This is a genomic window from Paenibacillus sp. P32E (genome assembly GCF_001909085.1).
Lineage (GTDB): Bacteria > Bacillota > Bacilli > Paenibacillales > Paenibacillaceae > Paenibacillus_AQ > Paenibacillus_AQ helianthi.
This window is the reverse complement of record NZ_LVYY01000035.1, coordinates 235,574-261,620: the sequence shown is the minus strand read 5'-3', so window position 1 is coordinate 261,620 and position 26,047 is coordinate 235,574. Positions and strand designations below refer to the sequence as shown.

At 53.2% G+C, this 26,047-nt stretch carries 20 protein-coding genes; 17 read left to right on the top strand and 3 right to left on the bottom strand.

Annotated elements, in window-relative coordinates; all coding sequences use genetic code 11:
* Positions 1-43: 43 nt before the first annotated feature.
* The 5 genes from A3848_RS23980 (at position 44) to A3848_RS23960 (ending at position 8,429) form a co-directional block, all read left to right on the top strand.
* On the top strand, positions 44-1,444 hold the full coding sequence (locus A3848_RS23980) for a DNA-binding protein (protein WP_074087380.1): 1,401 nt from the start codon (positions 44-46) through the stop codon (positions 1,442-1,444).
* 412 nt (positions 1,445-1,856) lie between these two features.
* The gene (locus tag A3848_RS23975; protein WP_083606900.1) at positions 1,857-2,243 is read left to right on the top strand and encodes a MarR family winged helix-turn-helix transcriptional regulator; all 387 of its coding nucleotides are present in this window, start codon (positions 1,857-1,859) and stop codon (positions 2,241-2,243) included.
* Entirely contained in the window at positions 2,236-3,996 is a 1,761-nt protein-coding gene (locus A3848_RS23970) for an ABC transporter ATP-binding protein (protein ID WP_074087378.1), read from the top strand. Before A3848_RS23975 ends, A3848_RS23970 begins: the two co-directional genes overlap by 8 nt.
* Positions 3,993-5,906, top strand: coding sequence for an ABC transporter ATP-binding protein (locus A3848_RS23965; protein ID WP_074087377.1), 1,914 nt, complete (start codon positions 3,993-3,995; stop codon positions 5,904-5,906). Before A3848_RS23970 ends, A3848_RS23965 begins: the two co-directional genes overlap by 4 nt.
* Before the next feature lie 297 nt (positions 5,907-6,203).
* A complete protein-coding gene (locus tag A3848_RS23960; protein ID WP_074087376.1) occupies positions 6,204-8,429 on the top strand; it encodes an MMPL family transporter in 2,226 nt (741 codons plus the stop codon).
* A 265-nt stretch (positions 8,430-8,694) separates the two neighbouring features.
* Here the strand turns inward: A3848_RS23960 and A3848_RS23955 are convergent, their stop codons facing one another.
* From A3848_RS23955 to A3848_RS23945, 3 genes are all read right to left on the bottom strand, one after another.
* The gene (locus tag A3848_RS23955; protein WP_074087375.1) at positions 8,695-9,006 is read right to left on the bottom strand and encodes an antibiotic biosynthesis monooxygenase; all 312 of its coding nucleotides are present in this window, start codon (positions 9,004-9,006) and stop codon (positions 8,695-8,697) included.
* A 34-nt stretch (positions 9,007-9,040) separates the two neighbouring features.
* A complete protein-coding gene (locus A3848_RS23950) occupies positions 9,041-9,760 on the bottom strand; it encodes a 3-ketoacyl-ACP reductase (protein ID WP_074087374.1) in 720 nt (239 codons plus the stop codon).
* 112 nt (positions 9,761-9,872) lie between these two features.
* Positions 9,873-11,444, bottom strand: coding sequence for an FAD-dependent oxidoreductase (locus tag A3848_RS23945; protein ID WP_256702540.1), 1,572 nt, complete (start codon positions 11,442-11,444; stop codon positions 9,873-9,875).
* A 190-nt stretch (positions 11,445-11,634) separates the two neighbouring features.
* On the opposite strand from A3848_RS23945, the gene A3848_RS23940 reads away from it, so the two are divergent.
* From A3848_RS23940 to A3848_RS23885, 12 genes are all read left to right on the top strand, one after another.
* The gene (locus tag A3848_RS23940; RefSeq protein WP_074087373.1) at positions 11,635-12,036 is read left to right on the top strand and encodes a Fur family transcriptional regulator; all 402 of its coding nucleotides are present in this window, start codon (positions 11,635-11,637) and stop codon (positions 12,034-12,036) included.
* A 230-nt stretch (positions 12,037-12,266) separates the two neighbouring features.
* Positions 12,267-14,264, top strand: coding sequence for a methyl-accepting chemotaxis protein (locus tag A3848_RS23935; protein WP_083612343.1), 1,998 nt, complete (start codon positions 12,267-12,269; stop codon positions 14,262-14,264).
* Between the two features lie 92 nt (positions 14,265-14,356).
* On the top strand, positions 14,357-15,172 hold the full coding sequence (locus A3848_RS23930; protein WP_074087372.1) for a uroporphyrinogen-III synthase: 816 nt from the start codon (positions 14,357-14,359) through the stop codon (positions 15,170-15,172).
* Positions 15,173-15,210: 38 nt separating this feature from the next.
* Positions 15,211-15,843 carry a ThuA domain-containing protein gene (locus A3848_RS23925; RefSeq protein ID WP_074087371.1) on the top strand — a complete coding sequence of 211 codons (633 nt, stop codon included), beginning with the start codon at positions 15,211-15,213 and terminating at the stop codon, positions 15,841-15,843.
* Between the two features lie 98 nt (positions 15,844-15,941).
* The gene (locus A3848_RS23920; RefSeq protein WP_074087370.1) at positions 15,942-16,289 is read left to right on the top strand and encodes a phasin family protein; all 348 of its coding nucleotides are present in this window, start codon (positions 15,942-15,944) and stop codon (positions 16,287-16,289) included.
* A complete protein-coding gene (locus A3848_RS23915) occupies positions 16,290-17,960 on the top strand; it encodes an ABC1 kinase family protein (RefSeq protein ID WP_074087369.1) in 1,671 nt (556 codons plus the stop codon).
* Between the two features lie 407 nt (positions 17,961-18,367).
* Entirely contained in the window at positions 18,368-20,263 is a 1,896-nt protein-coding gene (locus A3848_RS23910) for a DEAD/DEAH box helicase (protein WP_083612341.1), read from the top strand.
* 201 nt (positions 20,264-20,464) lie between these two features.
* Positions 20,465-21,409 carry a M15 family metallopeptidase gene (locus A3848_RS23905; RefSeq protein ID WP_083612339.1) on the top strand — a complete coding sequence of 315 codons (945 nt, stop codon included), beginning with the start codon at positions 20,465-20,467 and terminating at the stop codon, positions 21,407-21,409.
* A 552-nt stretch (positions 21,410-21,961) separates the two neighbouring features.
* Complete coding sequence (locus tag A3848_RS23900) at positions 21,962-23,533, top strand: FAD-dependent oxidoreductase (RefSeq protein ID WP_074087368.1); 1,572 nt, start codon at positions 21,962-21,964, stop codon at positions 23,531-23,533.
* A 195-nt stretch (positions 23,534-23,728) separates the two neighbouring features.
* Positions 23,729-24,064: a DUF3243 domain-containing protein gene (locus A3848_RS23895; RefSeq protein WP_074087367.1), complete on the top strand. Its 336-nt coding sequence runs from the start codon at positions 23,729-23,731 to the stop codon at positions 24,062-24,064.
* Between the two features lie 184 nt (positions 24,065-24,248).
* Entirely contained in the window at positions 24,249-25,268 is a 1,020-nt protein-coding gene (locus A3848_RS23890; RefSeq protein ID WP_074087366.1) for an LLM class flavin-dependent oxidoreductase, read from the top strand.
* A 114-nt stretch (positions 25,269-25,382) separates the two neighbouring features.
* A complete protein-coding gene (locus tag A3848_RS23885) occupies positions 25,383-25,859 on the top strand; it encodes a glutathione peroxidase (RefSeq protein WP_074087365.1) in 477 nt (158 codons plus the stop codon).
* Positions 25,860-26,047 lie beyond the last annotated feature (188 nt).

Below are 26,047 nucleotides of genomic sequence, written 5' to 3'. Positions count from 1 at the left end.
ATTAATAGAAGGTTCATCTTGAAATTGACGGAGGAGGTGCCGGGTGGAGGCAAAGTTGAAGACCATACGCTCTGAAATTGAGAAGCATCTGTCCCGCTCGGGCCATAATCTCGCTTCGTTTGCCAAGGTTTCCGGTCTGAACCGTGGAAGTCTGAGTGCAATTCTGCACGGGAATCCTCCTAAACCGATGTCTCTGGGGCAACTGGATGCAGTCACCAGAGCTTTCGGATTTCCTGAAGGATGGCTGTATCCGCTGTATGTGGACGAATGCTTCAGTGAGGAGCGGATTTCCCGCAGAAGAGTAGAACCTTTTTTGATCCGCTGTGCAGAAATCGGCAAAATGCATTGTGTCGAAGATGTTCTGAACCGGATTATGGAGTACCCCAAGCCACTGGATATCCTGTACTCCGTGGCAGAGAAGTTGTTTACAGGCGGGAAGATTCAGGAATCCCTGGTTTTTTACCGGATTATCGTAGATAACGAGCCGGATAGCTATTCCGAACGAATGGCTATTTGCCAATACCGCATCTTCAAGTCGCTGGAATCCATAGTGGATAAAGAGGAACAGCTCCGTGCGGTCATTACCTTTGAGCCCTATCGCGGGCGTCTTCCGGAGAAGATGCATCTCGATGGACTGCTGAAGCTGGCTAACGTCTGCTTCACACTCCATAAGTGGAAGGACGTAGAGAAGTTCGCCGATGAATTGAGAGCGCTGGCCAATGGGATTTACAGGGAACAACTTCGGAAGAAATCAAAGAGACGTGAGGAAGAATTGGATTTAGAACGCCCCCTGGTCATCTATTATGGTCATGGCTATCTGGCTAAGGCAACCGCACTTACCAAACAAGGTAAATATGAGGAAGCGAAGAAGTATACCGCCGGATATGCTGACCTAAGCTGGTTTGAAATTTTGGATGATGAGGGACGGGAAGTGGTTAAGGACTTCAGCCTTTTTGCAGTAGCCAACAGCTTTACGCTGGAGATGATGATAGGCAATAAAGCGGCTCTTCCGGCATATTCGGCCTTCTTGGCCAACAACCCTGGTGAGATTTTGCCCGGATTGGTAGTTATTGTCGAGGCTGCGAACCGTTACGGTTTCTCTGTCGATAAAGTGCTTGCGCAGTTTTCACGTGAAATGGTGCGCTTTGAGCAATTTATGGACCCTATTAATATTGACCGGTTATATCGTCTGCGTTACCAGATTTCGATGTACCTTCTGGACCGTGGGCAGTATAATCAAGGAGTAGAGACTATTCTTCAGTCTCTTCATTTGGCCATTCGGCTGAATGGTGCGGGCAACGTGATTGATTGTGTAACTTTATTTGAGACGTACAGGAACTATGCTACGGAACAGCAACAGAAGAAATATGGTGAAACCATAAGGGAGCTGAGAAAAAATGAAGAAAACACTGTTAACGGCATTCAGCGTTCTGGCATTATTTAGCTTTATTGTAATCGGACCAGGAGTGTCTAATGAAACTACGGGGTCAGCAGGCGGATCATTTACAATAATGGAGCATGGAATGGGTTATTAAGATCCGTTGCAGGTTGGACAACCAGGCACACAAAAAAACCGCCACTCCGGCGGTTTTTTTGTGTCTTTGATGTTTATAAAAGTGTTCTTCATTCCGTAATAATTGATAACGCATTCATGAATTGACAAAGTGCAGAACCGAAAATATAATTAGGTAACCTAATTAATATAGTGTTTAATAATTTGGCAACCTAATTAAAATCGAGGTGGAAGCATTGGGATAAATCATGAAAATCCAGTCGCACACAAGCTTTTTGCCGCACTCCGGCAGTTGCGCAAAACACACTGGCAGCACACGGTAGAGGGCCATAAGCCAAGTGAGATGACTTTATTAATATCTATCGCAAAAAGATCGCATGAAGGGGCCATGGGACTGAAGGTTTCTGAAATCAGCCGTTACATGGGACTCACCCCCCCAACCGTCACACAGTTGATTAACAGCCTTGAGGCCAAGCACATGGTGGAACGAATGCCGGATGCAACCGACCGCAGGGTCGTGCGGATCAAGCTGACGGAACAGGGAGAAATGATTACCCGCAGGGCAAAGGATCACATGAACCAGACGCTAAATCACCTGGTGGAGTATCTGGGCGAAGACGAAAGCGACCAGCTGGCGGAGCTGCTGCTGAAGGTGCGCAGATTCGTTGAGGACAATCCGCCGCCTAATTTGGACCGGTTACAAATGAACGGAGATGAGAAACTTGATTAAATTAATGAGACAATTGAAGCCCTTTAAGCTGGCTATCGCAGCCGTGCTGATCCTTGTATTCCTGCAGTCCATGGGCGACCTGTATCTCCCTACCCTGATGAGTGACATTGTTGACAAAGGGATTGTGCACGGAGACCGCAGCTATATTTGGAAAATCGGCGGATTCATGCTGCTGGTTGCCGCCGGAGGAGCTTTATGCTCCATCATAGCGAGTTACCTGTCGGCCAAAGTTGCCGCCGGGTTCGGTAAGAATACCCGTTCACGGATGTTCAATCATGTGGAGAACTTCACCCTGCATGAATTTGACAAGCTGGGAACAGCCTCACTGATTACACGTACTACCAATGATATTACACAAGTACAAACCGTACTGACAATGATGCTCCGCATGATGATCGGTGCCCCGATGATGATGATCGGCGGGATCATCATGGCGGTATCGGAGGATGCCAAGCTTTCCCTGATCTTTGTGGTCGTTATTCCGCTGCTGGTGGGTGCGATTCTCTTCATAGGGATGAAGGGTCTGCCACTGTTCAAAGCGATTCAGGTCAAGCTGGACAAATTGAACCGTGTGCTGCGCGAGCATCTGACCGGTATCCGGGTGATTCGTTCCTTTAACCGGATCAATCATGAGAACGAGCGGTTTACCGAAGCCAACAAAGATCTCACGGATACGGCCATCAAGGTTAATAAAATCATGGCAGGTCTAATGCCTCTGATGATGATTGTCATGAACTTCTCGATGATTGCCATTCTGTATTACGGCGGCATCCGGATTGGGGACGGAGATTTGCAGGTCGGCTCGCTGATGGCTTTTATTCAATATGCCATGCAGATTATGTTCTCCCTGATCATGGTCTCCATGATGTTTGTGCTGATTCCCCGGGCGTCCGCTTCTGCGCTTCGTATTAACGAGGTGCTGGATATGCAGCCCGAAATTACAGATCCAACCGCTGGACAGCTCCAAACCACTGCCAATGCTACCCGCAAGGATGGACGGGACAACATGCATGGCTTTGTTGAATTTGATAATGTATCATTCTCCTACCCTGGTGCCGAACAGCCAGCACTCTCAGGCATCAGCTTCAGTGCGAAGCCCGGTGAGATTACGGCGATTATCGGGGGTACAGGTTCAGGTAAATCCACTCTGCTCAGCATCATTCCGCGGTTCTATGATGTAGACGAAGGCGCAGTGCGTGTAGATGGCGTCGATGTGCGGGACATGACACAGGAGGAATTGCGCAGCAAGATTGGCTATATCCCGCAAAAGGCTGTACTGTTCACGGGTACGGTTAATGAGAATATCCGCTACGGCAAAGAAGATGCTACAGACGAAGAAATTATCCATGCGGCCAAAGTCGCCCAAGCTTTTGACTTCATCTCCGCCATGAAAGACGGCTTCCATTCCGAAATTTCCCAAGGCGGGGGTAATGTCTCCGGCGGCCAGAAGCAGCGTCTATCGATTGCGCGTGCATTGGTAAGAAAACCTGAGGTGTATCTGTTCGACGACAGCTTCTCGGCGCTTGACTTCAAGACGGATGCCAAGCTGCGGGCCGCACTCAAAGGCGAGACTACGGATTCGACCGTAGTGATTGTTGCCCAGCGGGTCAGCACGGTTATGGATGCTGACCGGATCATTGTAATTGATGACGGCCGGATTGCCGGAATGGGCACACACCGCGAGTTGCTGGATAACAGTGAAGTGTACCGCGAGATCGTATCCTCGCAGCTGTCAGAGGAGGAAATAGCATGAGTGAACAGAATAGTGCAAGCAAATCAGCTCCCCGCCGGCAAGGCGGTTTCGGCGGCGGCCGCGGTCCTGGTGGCCCGGGCGGTCCGGGTATGGGACTGCCTCCTGAAAAGGCCAAGGATTTTAAAGGAACGCTGCGCCGTCTGATCCGCTATCTGCGGCCGCGTCAGATGCAGCTCATTATCGTATTTGTTATGGCGATTGCCAGTACAGTATTCAGTATTTTCAGTCCCAAAATCATGGGTAAAGCGACGACCAAATTGTTTGAAGGCGCATATGGCAAGCTGATGGGCGTGCCGGGTGCCAAGATTGATTTTGGCTATATTAACGATATTCTGATTATTCTGGGCGCTCTATACCTGTTCAGCGCATTGTTTAGCTATATGCAGCAGTATGTGATGTCCGGTGTGGCGCAAAAGGTTGTTTTTGATATGCGCGAGCAGATCAACAGCAAGCTGGAACGGCTGCCGCTGAAATATTTTGATTCCCGTACCCACGGGGAAATTCTGAGCCGCGCGACCAATGACGTGGACAATATCAGCACTACGCTGCAGCAGAGCTTGACGCAGCTCATTACGGCCATTGTGACGATTATCGGGGTCATTATTATGATGCTGACCATCAGTCCTTGGCTTACCCTGATCACCATAATTACGCTGCCGCTGAGCTTTGTGGTTATCATGGGGATCAGCAAACGTTCACAGACCTACTTTATCGGCCAGCAGAAATCGTTGGGCCAGTTAAACGGGCATGTGGAGGAAATGTACACGGGTCACCGTATCGTTAAGGCTTTTGGACGCGAGAAGCACTCGCTGGGTGAGTTCAATAAAATTAACGATTCACTCTATGACTCCGGCTGGCGGGCACAATTCATCTCTGGGATTATCATGCCGCTGATGATGTTCATCGGGAACCTGGGGTATGTGCTGGTCTGTGTGGTCGGCGGTATTTTTGTCACCAAGAAGATTATTGATGTCGGAGATATTCAGGCATTTATCCAGTATTCGCGCCAGTTCACTATGCCAATTACGCAGACGGCCAACATTGCCAACATTATCCAATCAACGATTGCCTCGGCAGAGCGTGTATTTGAGCTTTTGGATGAAGAAGAGGAGATTCCTGAAGTCAGTACTTCCCTGGCCAAACGTCCAGCGGATGCAGAAGAGGGTTCGGTTGAATTCCGTCATGTGAAATTTGGCTACAAAGAAGATGCCATTCTTATTGAAGACATGAATATTGAAGTCAGCCCCGGACAGACCATTGCTATTGTAGGACCAACCGGTGCCGGCAAAACCACGCTGATCAACCTGCTGATGCGGTTCTATGAAATTAGCGGCGGTGAGATTATCATTGACGGTGTGAATATTACCCATATGAAGCGCAACGAGCTGCGCAGCAAATTCGGGATGGTGCTTCAGGATACGTGGCTGTTCAACGGGACCATCAGTGAGAATATCGCTTATGGACGCGAAGGGGCTACGGAAGCCGATGTGGTGCGGGCTGCTAAGGCAGCGCATGCCGATCATTTTATTCGTACACTGCCGCTGGGCTATAACACCATCCTGAACGAAGAAGCGTCCAATATCTCGCAGGGGCAGAAGCAGCTGTTGACCATTGCCCGGGCAATTTTGGCCGATCCTTCCATTCTGATTCTCGATGAAGCGACAAGCAGCGTCGATACACGGACCGAAGTGCAAATTCAGAAAGCGATGAATACGCTGATGAAGGGCAGAACGAGCTTTGTCATCGCCCACCGTCTGTCCACCATCCGTGACGCTGACCTGATCCTCGTGATGAACCAGGGTAGTGTCATTGAAAAAGGCACTCATGTGGAGCTGCTGGAAGCAGGCGGGTTCTACGCCGATCTGTACAACAGCCAGTTCTCCGATGAAGGTCTACCGGATGTAGGCTAAGCACTCATAATATAGACGAATAGTTTCATCAGCTGCGGCAGTTGCCGCACGAGAGGCTCCTCCTTCCAGCAGGCTAGTGCTTGCTGGGAATGGGGGGCTTTTTGATGTGCACACAAATGACAAAAAACATCTGATCCAGCACAGAGCCTGCAGTTAAGTATAGAGATATAGGCTATACACATATGAATAATGTGTTCTTTTGAAAAAAAGGTTTGATTAAAATTTTTAGGGTATATATGATAAAGGTAACAAAAATGACCCGCGGTTCATTTTGGGGCTGGTGGGTACGAAGAGAGGATGAAAGGAATGTCAGGCTACGGAAAATGGGTGGCAGGCAGTAAGACCAAATGGATTACTCTTGTTGTCTGGATTGCGGTCATAGGAGCACTCACCATGTTATGGCCTTCAGTGAACTCACAGGAGCAGAACAATGCGTCGAACTTGCCTGGGGACTCGCAGTCGGTACGTGCGTCTGTGGTTGCAGAAAGGGAGTTCCCGGCCGGCAGCGGCGTTCCTGCCTTGCTTGTATGGCATAGGGAAGGCGGAATGTCTGAGAAGGACCTGGTACATATCACCACTATCTACAGCAAGCTTGAAAAGCAGCCATTGGCACATCAGAACTACGTTCCCCCGCTGGGACAGCTGCCGCCGCAGGCGCTGAAGGCTTCGTTGTCAGAGGATGGCAGCACGCTGGTCACACCTGTGTTATTTGATAAGACGGCTGACAGTGACCAACTCAGTGATGCTTTAACAGCATTGAAAAAGATTATAACCGCAGAAACGGGCGGCGACCCGGCTGCGGCGACGACAGACAGTAAGGATTTGAGCCTTCGGGTAACGGGACCGGTAGGGATTTCCGTCGATGCCACAGGACTGTTTCAGAACGCCGACGTATCCCTGCTGATCGCAACGGTTGTGCTGGTGCTGGTGTTCCTGCTGCTGATCTACCGTTCACCAATTCTGGCCTTGATCCCACTGGTAGCGGTAGGCTTTGCTTATGGAGTTACCAGCCCTGTGCTCGGTAAAATGGCCCAGGAGGGCTGGATCACCGTGGATTCCCAGGCTATTTCCATTATGACTGTGCTGCTGTTCGGCGCAGGTACGGACTATTGCCTGTTCCTGATTTCCCGGTTCCGTCAGATGCTGAAGGTGGAGGAGCATAAGGGCCACGCCTTGTTGCGTGCGATCACCCATTCCTCCGGTGCGATCGCAATGAGCGGATTTACCGTTGTGCTGGCGCTGTTTGCGCTGCTGCTGGCCAAATATGGCGCGTACCACCGGTTTGCGGTTCCGTTCAGCGTCTCGATTCTGATCATGGGGATTGCCAGTCTGACACTGGTACCTGCTCTGCTGGCGATCTTTGGCCGGACATCCTTCTTCCCGTTCATTCCGCGCACTCCGCAGATGGAAGCCGCCCGGGCCAAGGCCAAAGGCAAGCCGGCTCCGCAGCCCAATCCGACGCGTAAAAGAGGAATCGGCGATCTGGTTGTTTCCCGCCCCTGGGCGATTGTTGGCATAACGGTGGTCCTTCTGGGTGTCCTCGCGTCCTTTTCCAGCGGGATCAAGTTTACTTATGATATCCTCTCATCCTTTCCGAAGGATATGGAGTCGCGTCAGGGCTTTGACCTGATCGGCAAGCAGTTCTCTCCCGGTGAGCTGGCTCCGGCCAAGCTGATGATTGATACACAGGGCAAGGTGAACGGAGAGGATATCAAGGTTGTCCTTGGCGGCATTTCTTATATCGGTAAGGTATCCGATCCGCAGCAGGGGGCAGTTAACAAGAATATTCTCGGCTATGATATTGAATTCAAGAGCAATCCGTATTCCCTGGAAGCCATGAATCACATTCCTGCGATACAGGCATCTACCGAGCAGGCACTGGCTGAATCCGGTCTGGACCATGCCAAGGACAGCGTATGGATCAGCGGACAAACGGCTACCCAATACGATACCAAAGAAATCGGAGAACGGGATACGGATCTGATTATTCCCGTCGTGATCGGGATGATTACCATACTGCTGTTAATTTATCTGCGGTCTGTAGTAGCGACAGTTTATCTGGTAGCCACTGTAATCCTGTCCTTCTTCTCTGCGCTAGGACTGGGCTGGATTATTATTCATTATATGATGGGGGCAGACGCCATACAGGGGGCGATCCCGCTGTATTCCTTCGTGTTCCTGGTTGCGCTTGGCGAGGACTACAACATTTTCATGATCTCGAACATCTGGAAAAAGCGTAAGGTCATGCCGCTGAAGCAAGCCATTGCCGAGGGCGTAAATGAAACCGGATCGGTTATTACTTCAGCCGGGCTCATTCTGGCCGGAACCTTTGCGGTACTGGCCAGCCTGCCGATTCAAGTGCTGGTGCAGTTCGGCATCATCACCGCCATTGGGGTGCTGCTGGACACCTTTATAGTCCGCCCGTTCTTGGTGCCGGCGATTACTGTACTCTTGGGCCGCTGGTCCTTCTGGCCTGGCAAACACAAGGAGCTGGATCGGACGCTGTCTGTGAGCGAGGTTTGATAAGTATCTGAACATATTGGGAGATGGGGGTCAGGGAGCCTTAAGTAAGGCGTGACCCGGCATCTCCGATACTATTGGATATACAACAGGGATGCCTTGCTGAACCGTATAGGTCAGCGGGGCATCCCTGTTTAGGTAGGTTAAACAACGGCAGAAACGCCGTTAACGGGCGCGCCGCTGCCTCCGCAGCGAAGGCGTTTCTGCAGGCCGCTGCCGGTTTCTGCGCGATGAAGTCTGATCCGCGCTCCTTCCACCACCCGGAGGCCTACTCTCCTTGCGTACGGCTGAGCAGCAGCTCGTATTTGTCGAGCGAGGCTTCAATAATGTTCTCGTTCTTGCCGGCGCCGCGGTGAGACTCGCGGAAGGCCGGGCTGGTGGTCCAGCCCTTGAGGGCGTCCTCATCCTCCCAGGTGGTGCATATTTTCAGTTCTTCTACACCGTTCTTGGGCGCGCCATGCCATACCTCCAGGCGGATGAAACCAGGCATGTCCTGTACGCCATTAGCTTGGCCAAAGCGGCTGGCCAGGCCATCTCCATGGCCTTCTTTTACCTTAATGGTATTCGTTACTACGATCATGTCCAGTCCTCCTTCGAAAGGTTAACTCCCCTGTTTACTGCGGATTAGTAGTCCATATCCCTGCAGTTTTCAGGAAGACGCGGTCCGGCAGCTTCAAGGCGGCCAGCGTTAGCTCGGCTACATCCTCAGGCTGCATCATCCGGTCCTCGTCGCCGATCTTCAGTCCTGCATTCTCCGCCAGTCCGGTGTTAACGGTGCTTGGGGTAAGTGCAACCACTCGGATGTTATGCTTACGGACTTCCTGTGCCAGCGCTTCAGTCATACCCATGAGCGCGAACTTGGAAGCACAGTAGGCTGAGCCGGTGGCAAAGCCACGCTCTCCGGCTGTGGAGGAGATGTTGATGATATTGCCGCTGCTGCGCTCAATCATGGCCGGCAGAGCTGCCCGGGTCACATAGTAACTGCCGAAAAGGTTGATCTGCATATGGCGTTCCCAATCTGCTGGGTCCATCTCCAGAAAAGTACCAAACTTGGCGATACCCGCATTGTTGATCAGCGCATCGAACGCACCAAGGTCATTCTGCAGGGCAACTACGGCCCGCTCTGCTTCCTCGCGCACAGCAATGTCTGCCACTGCAATGCTTACCTTGACATCATACACTTCGGTCAGCGCCGATCTCAGCGCCTCCAGATCAGCCGCTGTTCTGGAGATCAGCCCCAGATTTGCGCCTTCTTTGGCCAGTGCCATAGCCAGAGCTTTGCCGATCCCTTTGCCGGCACCGGTAATGACAATACTTTTTCCTCTCAAATCCATGATCTAACGTCACGCTCCTTTGCAATACTTATTAATAGGGCTGCTATTCAGCTCCCATTATACCCGAGCGGGAATGGAGAATCACGTCTCAGACAGGAGGGGTCGCTTCAGCTTACTCCCCGGACTCCAGCCTGGTGAGCGGAAGTGTCGCCGGACCTTCCAGCACATCTCCTTCAAAAGAGAAGCGGGAGCCGTGGCAAGGGCAGTCCCACGAGCGTTCTCCCTCGTTCCACTCCGTTTCGCAGCCCATATGAGTGCAGGTTCTGTCCACCAGATGCAGATGTCCCTTAGAGTCTCGGTATGCCCCAACGCGCTTGCCGTCATGAAAGACGACTGCACCTTGATCCGGCTTCAGATCATACGTCTTTTTATGGACAATCTCTACCTTGCCTGCTACCAGCTCCTTAGCGACATTGGCGTTTTGGACGATGAAATTTTTGATCGAAGGCCGGGCCTTGAAGCGTGAGGGGTCGAACAGTTCTGTGTAAGGATTGCCGTGCCGCTGGATACCGTCCGCAATCAAGCGCGCCGCCAGAGTTCCGGTAGTCATGCCCCATTTACGGAAGCCGGTGGCGATATATATTTCCTCATCCTCGGCGGTTTTACCGATATAAGGCACACGGTCCAGAGTAACCAGGTCCTGGGTCGACCACCGGAAGGGAATACCCCGGATGCCCAGTAGCTCCCCGGCGAACTTCTCCAGATTCTCATAATGGCCAAAGGTGCAGATGCCTTGTCCGGTTTTATGGTTGTCACCGCCGACAATGACCAGCTTTTTGCCATTCCATTCCACTGCCCGCAGAGAACGGGCGGGAGTTCCGGCACTTAGATACATTCCACCCTCATAGTCGGTTTCCGGATCAATAGCCAGACAGTAAGAGCGCTCCGCATGCAGACGGGAGAAATATAGGGCCCCGCCGTCATAAAAAGGAAAGTGGGATGCGGACACGGCATGTCTGCAGCTGATGGTAAGCTTTCCTTGTTCTGTATGCAGTGTAAGCATGCCACCATCCTTGTTCACTTGTTCTCCAATCATCGTATGCTCGTAGATCATCCCGCCCTTATCCACAATAACGTCCAGGAGTCCCTTAAGATAGTGGAGCGGATGAAAACGGGCTTGGCCCGGAAGCTTAATGGCACCGTCAACCCTCAGGGGAAGCGAAATATGATCCTGCCACTCCCCCGGAAGTCCAATCTTGCTATAGGCCTGGAACTCTGCCTCCAGCTGCTTCAGCGTCTTCTCATCGCCCTTATCGGCATAGAGATAAGCTGCTTCGCGTGTAAGTCCGCAGGACAGGTTCAGTTCTTGCGCCGTTTGGATGATCCATTCCAATGCCTCACTGTTTGACAGGAAATAGAGCCGGGCTGCTTCTTCCCCGAAATCCTTGACCAGATCATGATAGATCAGTCCGTGCTGGGCGGTGATTTTGGCGGTTGTAAATCCGGTAGTCCCGGCAAAAAGTTCCCCCGCTTCCAGCAGCGTCACCTTATATCCTGCCTTGGTTAGCAGGTAGGCGGTGGTAATCCCGGTAATTCCGCCGCCGACAATCGCAACATCGGTATCGTGGTTTTCTGCAAGAGGTGGAAAGGAAGGTATCTCACTGCTGGCTCTCCAGAACGATTGCGGATATTGTGGAAGACCCTGCGGGAACTGTGGTGTGCTGTTCATCCTATTCTCCTTCATGTTAATCTCCTCCATCACTGTAAGACTCATTTCATTTATTACCACACTCCCGTCAAAAGAAACCCTGGTGCAGGGGGGGATGCCTGATGAAAGTAATGCGCGCGGTATTTCTGCATGCTGACCTGACGGATTGACTATGTCATCCTCTGGATTTATACTTGATCTAAAAACAAATTAGAGGATGATAAAGATGAAGACCCTGAATCTGACCTCCCAGCGTCAAGCCGTGTATGATATTGTCCGGGGTTCACATGACCACCCCACTGCCGCAGAAGTAATGAACCGGCTAGTAGAGCAGGGACATAATCTCGCCTATGGGACCGTATATAACTCTTTACGCTATCTGTCGGACAAACAAATGATCCGCGAATTGAAGCTGGGTGAGGCCGCCAGCCGATATGATGCCCGTCTCGATGATCATCAGCATATCCTCTGCGAGGTTTGCGGCGCGGTGGATGAGGTCATGACCCAGGTGCCGCAGGAATGGACAGACAGGGTCAGTGAGGAGACAGACTATTCGATTACTCATGCGCATGTGGTGTTTGGAGGGGTATGTCCGTCCTGCAGAAGCAACATGGGTAAGAGGTCTTAAGCACTGGCTGGAAGTGAAAATTAAATTCCGGAAAATTATGAACATATATAAGAAAAGACCGTTTTCATGGAAACGGTCTTTTTGCTGTGTTTATATGAAAATTCTACAAAGAAGTATGATAATACTGAAGAGTTGGTAAATAAAAAAGGGTTTGTTGGGCTGATATATAATTATATATTAGGCTGAAGATCAATTCATACTTAAGACCCAAAAAGAAAGTGAGCGTGAACATGCATATGAAACACAAGTCCCGTTTAACCATCCGTATGAAGCTGATTACCACATATTTGCTTGTTCTTCTGGTACCGAGCATGATTATAGGCTGGCAAACCTACGATTCAGCCAGCAGCAAAGTGGAAGGCCAGCTTATGAACAATGCTAAGGAAAGTGTAGCGGCAGTAAATGAAATCATTGACGCGAATATTCAATCCAAAATGGATGATATCCAATATTTTGCCAAGAAGGTTTCCTCCGCAGCTCTGAATGGAGAACAGTCTGGAGACGCTGGTGCTGCGGTAAAAGAAAGATTGAAGGAGTATGCCGTGCTACACCCTGATGTGCTGGATATATATGTCGCAACCAGCCGGGCGAAGATGGTGCATGCCGCGGATGTCAAGTTCCCGGTAGGGTATGACCCGCGCAAGGAGAATGCTTATGTAAATGCACTGAAGCACGGGAAGGGAGCGGTGATTTCACCGGCTTTCCAGACGGTTAATAATGAAACAGCAGTAGCGATTTCCGCTGTGCTTGAAGATGGCGGAGGAGTGATGACTCTGAACCTCAACCTGGCTGAGCTGGCGAATCTGACAGACATTAAGGTGGGTCAGGAAGGATACATCTTCCTTATCGACAGCAGCAAAAAGTTTCTCGTACATCCTACAGAAACGATTGGGCAGGAAACCTCGCTTGATTTCGTAAAGCTGATGTTTGAGGGGGAGAGCGGTTCATTCGATTATACCTACAAGGACGCTCACAAAAAGATGACCTATCAGGTGAACGGGCTCACCGGCTGGAGAATCGGGGGGACCATCAGCAAAAATGAGGTGACTGCTGCCACGAGCGGGATTAGGGACAAGGCTCTGATCGTAATCTCCATCTCGGTGCTGCTCGCACTGGTGCTGATCTATTTCAATGTGTCCTCTATCCTGAAGCCGCTGACTCGTCTGCGCAAGGCAACAGAGATTATTGCCCGGGGAGACCTCTCGGAAGATATTGGTGACTTCCATAGAGATGAAATCGGACTCCTGGCAGATAATTTCCGTTCCATGGTCGTAAATCTGCGCGATATGATCATCAGCGTGCAGGAGATGACGGACAATGTATCTGCCTCCGCAGAAGAATTAACCGCCGGGGCGGAACAGACAACCAAGGCCATTGAGCATGTAACAATAGCGATTCAGGAAGTAGCGGCAGGCACGGAGCGGCAGGTGCACAGTGTGCGTAAAGGAACGGAGAGTACAGCCGCAACCGCAAACGAAGTGGCGCAAATCTCCGGATTCATGGAGCAGGTATCGGTAATGATGGATAAAACCTCGCTGTCCGCAGCGGAGGGGAATGACTCTGTGATTACTGTTGTAGACAAAATTAACGGCATTCATGAAACGGTAGAGGAGCTCAGCGGTGTGATCGACAAGCTGAATAACCGCACCGGCCAGATTCACGGAATTGTCGGTGTCCTTACCGGCATTGCCCGCCAGACGAATCTTCTGGCTCTCAATGCTTCCATAGAAGCGGCCAGAGCCGGTGAGCAGGGCAGGGGCTTCGCTGTTGTGGCATCGGAGGTCCGCTTGCTGGCCGAGGAATCGGAGAAATCGGCGCATAGGATTGCGGAGCAGATTTCTTCCATTAACGCTGAGATGCAGCAGGCAACGGTGACGATGGAGGATGCCCGGGGCAAGGTGTCAGAGGGGATTCTTGCGGTGGATTCAACGGGGCGTTCCTTCTCCCGCATCCGCAGAGCCGTTAAGGGGGCAGCAGAGAAGATTGAGGCTATGAAAGGAGCCGTTGGCACGCTGACGGCAGAAGCTGTCAGTATGCAGGCAGCCATTAGCGAAATCCAAGGAATCTCCCAGGAGGCAGCAGGTAATACGGAGACGATTTCTGCAGCTGCCGAGGAGCAGCTCGCTTCAGTGGAGGAGATCGCATCTTCATCGGCCGATCTTAGTCATCTTGCTGAAGAATTGCAGAAGCTCGTGGGACGTTTTAGGTTGTATTCGACAAAATCATAAGCTAAGAATAGCTTTGCATCTTTTCTTTTTCCGCCCTTTGCAAGTATACTGATAAGCAATAATGTTTGGGCTGATGAGGGGGAGAAAGGAATATGGCAGAGCAATTGCAGGGGATTACCGTCGCCCTGGCGGGTCCGCGCAAAGCGGAGGAAATGGCCAAGCTGGTGCAGAACATGGGTGGCACCGCACTGCATCGGCCTGCGCAAGGCACCGTGTTTCTGGATGATGAGGCGCTGCGGGAGGGAATCACCGCCTGGACCGCTCATCCGCCGGACCTGGCTATTCTGACGACCGGGATGGGGCTGGAAGCCCTGTTTGATATGGCATTGCAGATGAAGCTGGAGGATCGCTTTCTCGAGGTTCTCTCCGCTGCGCCGATAGCGGCACGTGGCTACAAGACCGTTAATGCGCTGAAGAAGCGCGGGCTACAGCCTGAGGTGCGTGATGACGACGGCAGTACAGCCGGAGTGATACGGGGCCTCAAAGGCTGGGATCTTCGCGGCAAATCGGTTGTGGTGCAGCTGCACGGAGATCCGGCCCCTCATCTGGTATCCTGGCTGAAGGATGCTGGAGCATCCGTCCTTCAAGTGGAGCCTTACCGCCATACCCCCCCGGAGCCGGGGGCACTTGCTCTTTTGTATGACGATATCGCTCAGGGCAGAGTCGATGCTGTAGCCTTCACGAGTGCTCCGCAATTCCGCTTTCTGGCCCAGTATGCCAGGGAGCAGGGGGCGCTGCAGGAACTCGTGCAGGCTTTTGCAGACAAGGTACTGGCTGTTTCTGTAGGCCGGATTACCTCGGAGTCCTTGAAAGACGAAGGGATCACGCGAATTGTGATGCCTGAGCATGAACGGATGGGCAGCATGTTCGTGGAGCTTGGCAAGTACATCGCAGCACAACGCTATTAATTACAACTACAGATACAGAAAGAAGGAGGAGGCCCCCTATGGACAAGAGAAAATGTCTGCTTTTGGGTGACTATACCCATCCCCGGTTCCATCCGCTGCAGGGTGTGGATAAACAAATTAGTGAAATCCTGAATGATCTGCTGATTGTTCAGTGTTCGGAGAATAAAAAGCTGCTGCTCAGCGAGCATCTGGCCGGGTATGATCTATGCATCGCATACAATGAATTATGGAATGAGACGGTCTCCCCCCAGCAGACTGCCGGTCTGCTGAGCTATGTAAGCGGCGGTGGCGGACTGATCGTCCTGCATACCGGAATCTCACTGGCCAAGCGTAACGAGCTGGCGCAGCTGATCGGCGGCAGATTTACCGGTCATCCGCCGTATGCTCCGCTGAACTTCAAAGTGCTGGAGCATGACATTACGGAGGGTATTGAAGATTTTCAGCTTGATGAGGAGCCGTACACCTTTGAATTCGACCCATTTATGGACAAAACCATATTGCTAGAGTATGAAGCGGAAGGTGAGATGCGGCCGGCGGCCTGGTGCCATAGCTTCGGGCTTGGGCGGGTAGTATTTCTGATGCCTGGTCACCATGAGCCTTCCTTCACCCATCCGGCGATCCGCCAACTGATCCTCCGGGCAGCCACCTGGGCAGCACGGATTCCCAGATAATGATCCTGATAACGGGCTTCAGCAGCCTTAAGCTTTGTGAAATTGCCCGCTAAAGGGTATACTTTATCCATAACTGGAATCATTGGGAGGAAAGTGCCATGAGTGATTTGTTCAAGAAAGCAATCTCTTTAGGAGTAGGCCTCACCATTGTCAGCAAGGAAAAGGTAGAGAAGGTAGTCGAAGAACTGGTGAAAAGGGGCGAACTTGCGCCGTCCGAATCCAAGGCTCTGGTGGACCGGCTTGTGGAGCGGGGCGAGGAAGAGCGCGGCGTGTTCAAGTCTGCGGTTCATGAGCAGGTTGAGCGCGTGCTAAAAGAACTTAAGATCCCTGTCCAGAGTGACGTTGCCGAGCTGGAAGCACGGATTGCAGTCCTGGAACGCCGTGTGGCCGAACTGGAAGGCTCTCCTTCCCCGGAGGAGACATTGCCGGAAACGCGTACGGATTAAATGGCGGTACGTATAAGACATGCCGGACGGTACCGGTCTATTGCCATGGCGCTCATGCGTCATGGCTTCGGTTATATGGTGGAGGAACTCGGCCTCTACCACCTGCTGTCCCTTCCGCGGCGGATGATTACCCAGGAGGTTCACGAGAGTCTGACGCTCGGAGAGCGGATCCGCCGGGTGCTGGAGGATTTGGGGCCAACCTTTGTGAAGCTGGGCCAACTGGCCAGCACCCGCTCTGATCTGCTGCCCGATTCCATTATTCAGGAACTGGTGAAGCTTCAGGACAGTGTCCCACCGTTCTCGGCGGAAACTGCGCGCCATATTTTGGAGCAAGAGCTTGATCAGTCTATTGATGAGATGTTCAGTTACTTTGAGAATGCCCCGCTCGCTGCAGCTTCCATCGGCCAGGTCCACCGGGCCGTCCTGCATGGAGGACAGAGTGTAGCGGTCAAAATACAGCGTCCTGGTGTCATGCGGACCATGACAAGGGATCTGGAGATTCTACAGGATCTCGGCGCCCTGGCCGAGAGAAGGATGGACTGGGCGAAACAATACGGACTTACCCGGATGGTCGAGGAATTCTCCCGCGCCTTGCTGGCCGAACTGGACTACGGTCAGGAAGGGCGCAATGCGGAACGGATTGCAGGTCAGCTGACAGAACAAGATCAGGTCTATATCCCGGTAATTTATTGGGATTACAGTTCTACCCGTATACTCACGATGGAATATGTGGAAGGAATTACACTGAACCATCGTGAGGAGCTGCAGCAGAAGGGCGTGAAGCTAAAGGCGCTTGCCCAGCAGCTCGTGGAGATGATGCTGAATCAGATCTTTATCCATGGTTTTTTTCATGCCGATCCCCATCCCGGGAATGTCATGAGGATGGATGACGGCAAGCTGGCACTAATTGATTTCGGTATGGTAGGACGGCTTAGCGAAGAAATGAAGGACAACCTGTCGGCGCTGATTATCGCGCTGATGCGGAAGAATACCGACTCCATGGTGAGGGCCATCCTGCGGCTCGGTGTCATTCCTGAGGAGGCCGACCGGCTGGCGCTGCACGATGATATGGACCGGCTGCGTGAAGCCTATTATGATATTCCTTTCAATCAGGTAAGCATCGGCAAGGCACTGAACGATCTCTTTGGCATCGCCCGCAAGCACCGGCTGGTTATTCCGCCGGACCTGGCGATGCTGGGCAAGACGATGCTGACGCTGGAGGGTGTCGTCGGTAATCTTGATCCGGCCTTCAGCATTGTGCAGATGGCTGAGCCTTTCGGAAGGCGGCTGGTGAGACAACGGTTCAGCGGCAGCCGCCTCCAGCGCAAGATTCTCAGCGGAGTAGCTGATCTTGCAGAAAGTCTGGTAGAGCTGCCTGCCCAGGCCAGACAACTGTCTTCTTTGATCAGCAAGGGTAAGCTGAAGGTAGAGATTGGGCTGCCGGAGCTGAAGGGAATAGAGCAGAAGCTGAGCCGGGTAGGAAACCGCTTATCCTTCAGCATTGTACTCCTTGCCTTCAGCATCATTATGGCTGGTCTGATTGTCGCTTCCTCGCTTCGCGGAGAGCCCTCTATGCTCTGGGATTTCCCGATTGTTGAGATCGGCTCCGTAATTGCCGCACTGATGATTCTGTGGCTGCTGTACTCTATCTTCAAGTCAGGGAGATTCTAGCGAATAAATATTCTTCGATAGTTGCACACAAACCCTGCTGGATCAAGTACAATATATAGGTTAACTTCTTAATCCTATAAGAAGCTATTCGTAAAGAGTGTAATGGAACGCAAATGGAATGCCGTCTGAACGTCCGGTGGATCGCTGCTGCCCCAGAAACCGAACATTGGACCGCACATCTGCAGGGCAAAGGGCGGCTAGTGAGACGGAAGGGCTCCGGGTGACGGGGTTCTTCCGCTTTTGTTTGAAATGGTTCCGTCCCATAACAGGACGGGAATTCGTTTCTGCTTGAATATGTGGCTATAGGCCGCTGGCGGCAACTGCAACATGCCTACATTACTCCAGAAAATGGATGACTATAGTGTTATGAATTGAACAACATTAAAGAAAATTGTGAGGTGGAGACTATGCCGGGTTTTAAAGAATTGGGAGTATCTGAAATATTGAACGGCCTGCTTCAGGGTCAGGGCATTGTGAAGCCTACGCCAGTTCAGGAAGAAGCCATTCCGCCGCTGGTTCAGGGGCTGGACGTTATTGCCAGAGCCAAGACGGGAACAGGGAAGACACTCGCGTTCCTGCTGCCGATTATGGACAAGATCCGTGTGGAGCAGGCGTATCCGCAGGCGCTCATCATGGCGCCGACACGCGAACTGGCACTGCAGATTACGGAAGAAGCACGCAAGCTGGCACGCCATACCGGCGTGAAGATTCTGGCGGTTTACGGCGGTCAGGACGTGGAGAAGCAGCTGCGCAAACTGGAAGGCGGCAGACATTTGATTATCGGGACTCCGGGCAGATTGCTGGATCATATGCGCCGGGAAACTCTCGATCTGAATGGAGTCAAAATGCTCGTGCTGGATGAAGCCGACCAAATGCTGCATATGGGCTTCCTGGAGGATGTGGAGACGATTATTACGGCTGTGCCTTACCGCCGCCAGACGATGCTCTTCTCTGCGACGATGCCGGATCCGATTAAACGGCTGGCCAGCAACTACATGAAAGAGCCGCTGGATATCATTATTAAAAGCGGTTCACCTATTCCACTGGACAATATCCGCCAGCAGGTCGTGGAATGCTCGGACCGTAACAAGGAAGAGGCGCTAATCGCCCTGATCGAGCGGGACCGTCCGTACCTGGCGATTATTTTCTGCCGGACCAAGCGCCGGGTCTCCAAGCTGAATGAAGCGCTGCAAGCGGCCGGGTATGATTGCGACGAGCTGCACGGCGATTTGTCGCAGGGTAAACGCGAAGCGGTCATGAAGCGGTTCCGCGAAGCTAAGCTGCAGCTTTTGGTTGCTACGGACGTCGCCGCCCGCGGTCTGGACGTTGAAGGCATTACCCATATCTTTAACTTTGATCTGCCGCTGGATGCGGACAGCTACATTCACCGGATCGGCCGGACCGGCCGCGCAGGCGGCAAGGGACTGGCGATCACGTTCTCTTCGCCGCGCGAACGCGCCGGGCTCGACCTGATCGAGCACGGCATTTCCCAGCGGCTGGACCGCCGCCGGTACGAGAAGGATGAATTCGGCGTAGGCGAATTCACCTCTGTGCAGGCTGGCGGGGGTTCGCCTCGCGGCGGACGCCAGAACGCTGCACCGGAAGCGGCCCGCGCTGGACGCGGCGGGCGCGGCCAGGGGCGCAGCGGCGGAGCACCGCGCGCTGAGGCCGGAGCACGGCCGGGCGGACGCGGCCGTGGCAAGGAAGCAGGCGGCTGGGGCGCGCCTGCAGAAGGACGCAGCCGCGGCGATGCGGCTGGCGGCAAGCGCAGCGCCTATGGCGCGGCTGCGCCAAGGGACGGCGGGCCCGCCGGCAAAAGCGCGGCGAAGCCAAGAACGGGCGGCGGCTACGGCAGCTTCGACGCCCGCAGCAACCCGGCTGCAGGTTCTGCAGCCGGAGGGAATGCCGCCGGCCCGCGCGGCGGCAGAGGAGCCGCCGGTTCGGGTGGCGGCCCAAGCAGCGGCTACAGCGCCAATGTCTCGCGTGGCGCGGATGCCGGAGGCTTCAGCTATGGCGCCTCCAAAGGGGCAGGCTCGGGCAGCGGGTATAACCCGGGCGGCGCTCAGGCCAGCCCTAAGCATAGAGCGAATGTGGCCCGCAGCAATGACGCCGGCGGCTGGAGTTCGGCAGCGCCAGCCAAAGGCGGCGGCTCACGCGGCGGCTCCAAAGGCTCCCAAGGCGGCAAGGGCGGCAAAGGCGGCTTTGGCTCGGGTGGACGCAGCGGCGGTGGAAATGCCTCATCGCGTGGCGGCCGTGGCAACGGTTCCGGCGGCTCGCGCGGGGGCCGCGGCTCGTCCAGATAAAGGCGCTGGATTTCAGTATTGTGTTACCCTAGGACGGTCAGCTTACGGGCTGACGTTCTGTGGTAACATTTTTTTTCGCCTGCCTGCTGGCCTGGCTAGTTATGTTTAAGGTTTTGAAACATTTTGGATACAATGCTTGTCTATAATGGATAGAGCACCAGGTGAAACATTCATCAACCTTTCTGGGAGGAAACACGGCATATGTCTAAGACTGGAAAAATCGTTATTTTATTTATTATCGTAATCGCTGTGGGCTGGGGAATCGGTAAATACACCTCACCTTCGCCTTCGGCTTCACAGGAAGAGGGAGCGGCTGCTGGTGTGGGCAATGATCTTCAGGCACAGCCAAACACAGCTCCTGAGCCTTCAGCCGTGGCCTCTGATACTCCGGAGGAGACAGGCGCGAACACGGGGAGCGAGCCTTCAACTGCACCAACTGACAAGCCGGACAATTCAGGCAATCAGGCAAGTGCAGAACCTTCACCAACCGCAACCGCAACTGATAAACCCTCGGATGCAGGCAGCAGCGGTTCAGGCGACCCGTCGGCGGAGCTTACGGCTGCGGAGCCGGAGAGCCTGGAGGCAATCATTAATAAGCAGTACAAGCTTCCGGACGGCTATAAGCCAGCTGACCTGGTCTATCCGGACGTGCCGTTTATTTTCTCTGAAAAGATTGAAAAGCGCATGATGCGCAAGGCCGCGGCTACCGCGCTGGAGAACATGTTCGCAGGAGCCAAGAAAGACGGCGTACACCTGGCCGGGGTTTCCGGCTACCGTTCAGAAGCTACACAGACCCGGTTGTTCAACAATTATGTAGCCAAAGATGGGGAAGAGAAGGCCCGCACCTACAGTGCCGTACCTGGGCACAGCGAGCATCAGACGGGTTTGGCTATCGACCTTTCCGGCACTAACGGCAAATGTGCCGCAGAGAGCTGTTTTGCCGGAACAGAGGAAGCCAATTGGCTTGCAGCCCATGCGGCGGAGTACGGCTTCATCATCCGTTATCCTGAAGGCAAGCAGGCCATTACAGGATACATGTATGAGCCTTGGCATGTCCGTTATGTAGGCAAGGACATTGCCGCATCCATCGCGGAGAGAGGCATTACGCTGGAAGAGTATTTTGATGCGGTTCCGGTTTCGAAGTAATGGAGTTGTTGAATGTTTACAGGCACTGCAGCCCGCCGCAAGGGGGAGGCAGTGCTTTTTTCTTTGTAGTGGAACGAACAGGAAGTCAAAAGGGTAGCGTGTGGGGATCTGCAGGAAGTGGAGTGGAGTTAGTACACTTAAATAGAGATAAAAGTGTCCTGTATAGGGGATAGTTGGAAAAAGTAGACTTCATTTAAGCGAATTCATCCGAAAAGATGGAAATCGGTCGGATTAGGTTTCCTTTTTCCAATTAACGCTTACGTAGTAGTGGGACGGGACAGCATTAGGTTCACTTTTTCCACTTGGACTTGCCGCCAAATCTAATGAAGGCCCTCCAGGCCGCTTTATATCAGAAATCATATAGCGGCTACGCTGTCCTGTTCATGACCAGTAGGCTTTGTAGCAATCTTTGTAGCTGCCGATGTACAATTCCAGCCTGTTTCTAAGCCCACTTATAAATATAAGTTGTTAAAATATCATTCCAAACTACATATAAGTTAGAGGCAGGGAAATACAGCACTCATTTTCTTTCAATTATGGAGGAGGAATGAAATGACCAAGCAGATTCAGGCAGATGTTGTTATTATTGGCGGAGGGACGGGAGGCTGTGCGGCCGCTCTGGGTGCTGCCAGATCAGGACGGTCGGTAGTAATGACCGAGGAATATGATTGGATCGGCGGACAGCTCACCAGCCAGGTGGTTCCGCCTGACGAGAACCGGTGGATCGAGCAGTTGGGCTGTACGGCAAGCTACCGGACTTATCGCAATGCAGTGCGCGATTATTACCGCAGATTATTCCCGCTCACGGAGCAGGCGCGCGCCCGGGCGGCCCTCAATCCCGGAAATGCCTGGGTCAGCCGGCTCTCTCATGAGCCGCGTGCCGCGCTGGCTGTACTCCGGGATATGCTGGCCCCCTATGTACATAGCGGGCGGCTGCAGATATGGACAGGATACAAGCCCGTGCGGGCAGAGACAGACGGCGATGATGTGATTTCAGTAACCGTATGCGGTCAGGATGGGGAGAAGCTCGTCCTGACCGGCAGCTACTTTTTGGATGCGACTGAAGAAGGGGATGTGCTGCCGCTGGCAGGCGTAGAGTACGTAACGGGCGCCGAGTCCGCTGCAGAGACCGGGGAAAGGCATGCGCTTGCGGGTCCGGCCGATCCGCAGGATATTCAAGCGTTTACGCATTGTCTGGCAGTAGACTATACTGAGGGCGAGGATTATACGATTGCCAAGCCGCGGGAATATAACTTTTGGAGAAGCTACCAGGCCGATTTTTGGCCTGCTCCGCAGCTCAGCTGGACGGTTCCTTCCCCTTCGACGCTAAAGCCTGTAACCTACGTGCTCTTACCGGAGGAGGGGGGGAATCCGCTGTTTACTTACCGTAGACTGGCGGACCGCAGTAATTTTCAGCCGGGGGTCTACCAGACAGATCTCAGTGTGGTCAACTGGCCGCAGAATGACTATTGGCTTGGGTCGATTATTGACGTTTCTCCCGGGGAAAGGCAGCGCCACCTGGAGCATGCGAAGCAGCTTAGTCTTTCCTTGCTGTACTGGATGCAGACGGAGGCGCCGCGCAAGGATGGCGGCATAGGTTATCCCGGCCTGCGTCCACGCCCCGATGCTACGGGGGCGCCGCATGGCCTTGCGCAAGCTCCGTATATTCGGGAAGGACGGCGAATCCGGGCGGAGTTCACCATCCTGGAGCAGCATCTGAGCCCGGCAGACCGCCCGGATGGCCGGGCTGAGAAATACCCGGATACGGTTGGCATCGGCAGTTACCGGATTGATCTTCACCCCAGCACCGCGCTGCGGACCTTTATCGACATTCCTTCACTGCCGTTCCAGATTCCGCTGGGAGCGCTGATCCCGATTCGGGTGAACAACCTGATCGCTGCTGCCAAAGACATTGGGACCACGCATATCACCAACGGCTGTTATCGGCTTCATCCGGTGGAATGGAATATTGGAGAGGCTGCCGGCATGCTAGCCGCATATTGTCTGGATAACGGGATCACCCCCCGTGAGGTACGGAATTCTCCCCAGCAGCTGAGCAGCTTCCAGACCCGCCTGCGCAATAACGGCTTTGAGCTGGAGTGGCCGTCCATAGGTGCGGTCTAGACTGGACAAGGGACGAAGTTCGGCCTGTATCTCTGTATTTTCTGTGAATTAGGGGTTGGCGGAAAAGTTCTCGCCTGCTGACCATGCTGTGGCTGCCTTTTCCATTGAAGGCAGCCATCTCCCGTTGATTCATCTGTCTGACCCTTGGTTAAGTAGTGGGAAACCATGAATTTTCCAGCGGAAGGGGAATTTCAGATGTCGGAGCATAATCATGTTGTAGATAAGGACGGAAATGTTGCGCTAGGCAAAGTGAATGAAGCCCTGGACCGGATTGACCCGGAACAGAAGGAAGTCATTTTGAACAATTTTGAGGATTTCAAGGCCTATTTAGGAAAGCGTATTCATCTGGCTCGGAAAATCGGTCTGGGTGAAGAGCAGCTGGCGGTGGCGGCGGAAAAAATAGCCGACTATCTGGCTGACCATGAAGAACCCCGTAATAGCGAGGAGAAGCTGCTGCAGGAGCTGTGGAAGGTGGGCAGCAAGGAAGAACGCCACCGGCTGGCCCATATGCTGGTGAAGCTGGCCCGGTGAGCCGGGCAGATGCTGCTACACTGGCATCTCAAAGTGTGGGCTTGAAGATTTCCGCCCTGTACGGGGCGGTTTTTTGCGAATGAGAGCCTCCGGAAATCATGGTGAAGGCGCGGGGAACGGGATGATATAATGGAGACAGCAATGGTTATCACCCCCTATTACCTGACTTGGAGATGCTCAGTCTATGAAATTAAGCATTTTGGATCAATCACCCGTCTCTGAGGGCTGCACGCCCGCTGAGGCAATCGCCCAGACCGTAAGCCTTGCCAGAGAGGCTGACAGGCTGGGCTATCACCGTTTCTGGGTCTCCGAGCATCATGCCGCACGCGGACTGGCCGGTTCAAGTCCCGAGGTGCTGATGGCCCATCTGGCTGCAGTAACCTCAACGATCCGCATTGGTTCAGGAGCCGTGCTGCTCCCCCATTATAGCGCGTACAAGGTAGCCGAGAATTTCCGCGTACTTGAAGCTCTATATCCCGGACGCATCGATCTAGGGGTGGGCAGTGCTGCAGGAGGCGGGGCACTTGCTGTAAGAGCGCTTCAGGAGAACCGGACAGGCGGTGCGGAACTTTACGAATTGCAGATCATGGATCTGCTCAGCTATCTGTACGGCGGTCCGGATGCCGCACACCGTTTTGCCGGGCTTGCGGCCAGCCCGCAAGTCAGCACTGCACCGGAGCTTTGGCTGCTCGGGTCCAGCAGGGATAGCGCCGATCTTGCCGCAAGGCTGGGCATCCGCTTCGCCTATGCCAGATTCATTAATGGTGACGGAGGCGGGAAGACGGTCCAATCCTTTCAGAACAGCTTCCACCCCTCCCCCGCAGCCGCTGCTCCACGGGCGCTGGTATCGGTGTTTGCTGTGTGTGCCGGGACTTCCGCAGAAGCAGACCGGCTGGCTGCCAGCATGGATTTGTCGCTGGTTCTGCTGGAGAAAGGCCATGTCTCAACAGGGACACCTTCAGTAGAAACCGCTCTGGACTACACCTATACACCGTACGACCGCTTTCGGATTGAGGAGAACCGCAGGCGGACGGTCCTGGGATCGCCGGAGGAGGTGCGGCAGCAGTTTATTGCGCTCATGGAAGAATACCGCTGCGAGGAGATTATGTTCGCCATGCCGATGCACGGCTTGGAGGACAAGCTGAAATCTCTCCGGCTGATTGCAGATGCCTGCGGATTGTCCCGAACGGAAGGGGATCATTAGCTTGTCCGGGCACAATGCCTTTATTTTGTATTCCTCCGGCAATAGGGTAAGATAAAGGTTGGCTTACAGAGCATAGCCGGTTGATCAATCCACGGATGAAGGGAAGGATGCAGAATGTCTATTTACAGTTTTGCCGGAGTGAAACCATCGGGTACAGAAGTGCCTTTCAAGGACTATGAAGGCAAGGTGCTGCTGATTGCCAACACGGCCAGCAAATGCGGACTTACACCACAGTACGGGGATTTGCAAAAGCTCTATGAACAATACGGAGACCAAGGGCTTGTCGTATTGGGTTTTCCCTGCAACCAATTTGCCGGACAGGAGCCCGGAACCAGTGAAGAAGCGGAAGAGTTCTGCCAAATTAACTATGGCGTGAAGTTCCCTGTTTTTGCCAAGGTGGATGTGAACGGGCCGGATGCCAGTCTGCTCTTTCAGTATTTGAAGGGCCAGCAGCCGGGTGATGGCGAGAGCAGTGATATCCAATGGAACTTCACCAAGTTCCTCGTGGACCGCAGCGGTAATGTGGTAGCCCGTGTAGAGCCTAAGGAATCGCCGGAAGGCATGAAGGCACAGATCGAAGCCCTGCTCTAAGATGCGCATTTTTTTCGAATCCTAGCCGCTTTGCTGTCTTTTATAAATTGAATGTATACCTCCCCCCCCTGAATGACGGCATTTGCTGTGTTTAGGGGGATTTTTCAGTTACGGCTTATGAAAATTATCCTTGACGCTTTTCACAGACACTGTATTCTTTGAAGAGGAATAAGGTACATCATGGGGAA

Excerpts from the sequence above, each read along its gene's own strand:
- A3848_RS23920 (WP_074087370.1), top strand. The coding sequence starts at position 15,942 with ATGAGTGATTTGTTCAAGAAAGCAATCTCTTTAGGAGTAGGCCTCACC.
- A3848_RS23960 (WP_074087376.1), top strand. The coding sequence starts at position 6,204 with ATGAAAGGAATGTCAGGCTACGGAAAATGGGTGGCAGGCAGTAAGACC.
- A3848_RS23900 (WP_074087368.1), top strand. The coding sequence starts at position 21,962 with ATGACCAAGCAGATTCAGGCAGATGTTGTTATTATTGGCGGAGGGACG.
- A3848_RS23910 (WP_083612341.1), top strand. The coding sequence starts at position 18,368 with ATGCCGGGTTTTAAAGAATTGGGAGTATCTGAAATATTGAACGGCCTG.
- A3848_RS23940 (WP_074087373.1), top strand. The coding sequence starts at position 11,635 with ATGAAGACCCTGAATCTGACCTCCCAGCGTCAAGCCGTGTATGATATT.
- A3848_RS23930 (WP_074087372.1), top strand. The coding sequence starts at position 14,357 with ATGGCAGAGCAATTGCAGGGGATTACCGTCGCCCTGGCGGGTCCGCGC.
- A3848_RS23975 (WP_083606900.1), top strand. The coding sequence starts at position 1,857 with ATGACTTTATTAATATCTATCGCAAAAAGATCGCATGAAGGGGCCATG.
- A3848_RS23945 (WP_256702540.1), bottom strand. The coding sequence starts at position 11,444 with ATGAAGGAGAATAGGATGAACAGCACACCACAGTTCCCGCAGGGTCTT.
- A3848_RS23905 (WP_083612339.1), top strand. The coding sequence starts at position 20,465 with ATGTCTAAGACTGGAAAAATCGTTATTTTATTTATTATCGTAATCGCT.
- A3848_RS23895 (WP_074087367.1), top strand. The coding sequence starts at position 23,729 with ATGTCGGAGCATAATCATGTTGTAGATAAGGACGGAAATGTTGCGCTA.
- A3848_RS23965 (WP_074087377.1), top strand. The coding sequence starts at position 3,993 with ATGAGTGAACAGAATAGTGCAAGCAAATCAGCTCCCCGCCGGCAAGGC.
- A3848_RS23885 (WP_074087365.1), top strand. The coding sequence starts at position 25,383 with ATGTCTATTTACAGTTTTGCCGGAGTGAAACCATCGGGTACAGAAGTG.
- A3848_RS23935 (WP_083612343.1), top strand. The coding sequence starts at position 12,267 with ATGCATATGAAACACAAGTCCCGTTTAACCATCCGTATGAAGCTGATT.
- A3848_RS23890 (WP_074087366.1), top strand. The coding sequence starts at position 24,249 with ATGAAATTAAGCATTTTGGATCAATCACCCGTCTCTGAGGGCTGCACG.
- A3848_RS23955 (WP_074087375.1), bottom strand. The coding sequence starts at position 9,006 with ATGATCGTAGTAACGAATACCATTAAGGTAAAAGAAGGCCATGGAGAT.
- A3848_RS23950 (WP_074087374.1), bottom strand. The coding sequence starts at position 9,760 with ATGGATTTGAGAGGAAAAAGTATTGTCATTACCGGTGCCGGCAAAGGG.
- A3848_RS23925 (WP_074087371.1), top strand. The coding sequence starts at position 15,211 with ATGGACAAGAGAAAATGTCTGCTTTTGGGTGACTATACCCATCCCCGG.
- A3848_RS23915 (WP_074087369.1), top strand. The coding sequence starts at position 16,290 with ATGGCGGTACGTATAAGACATGCCGGACGGTACCGGTCTATTGCCATG.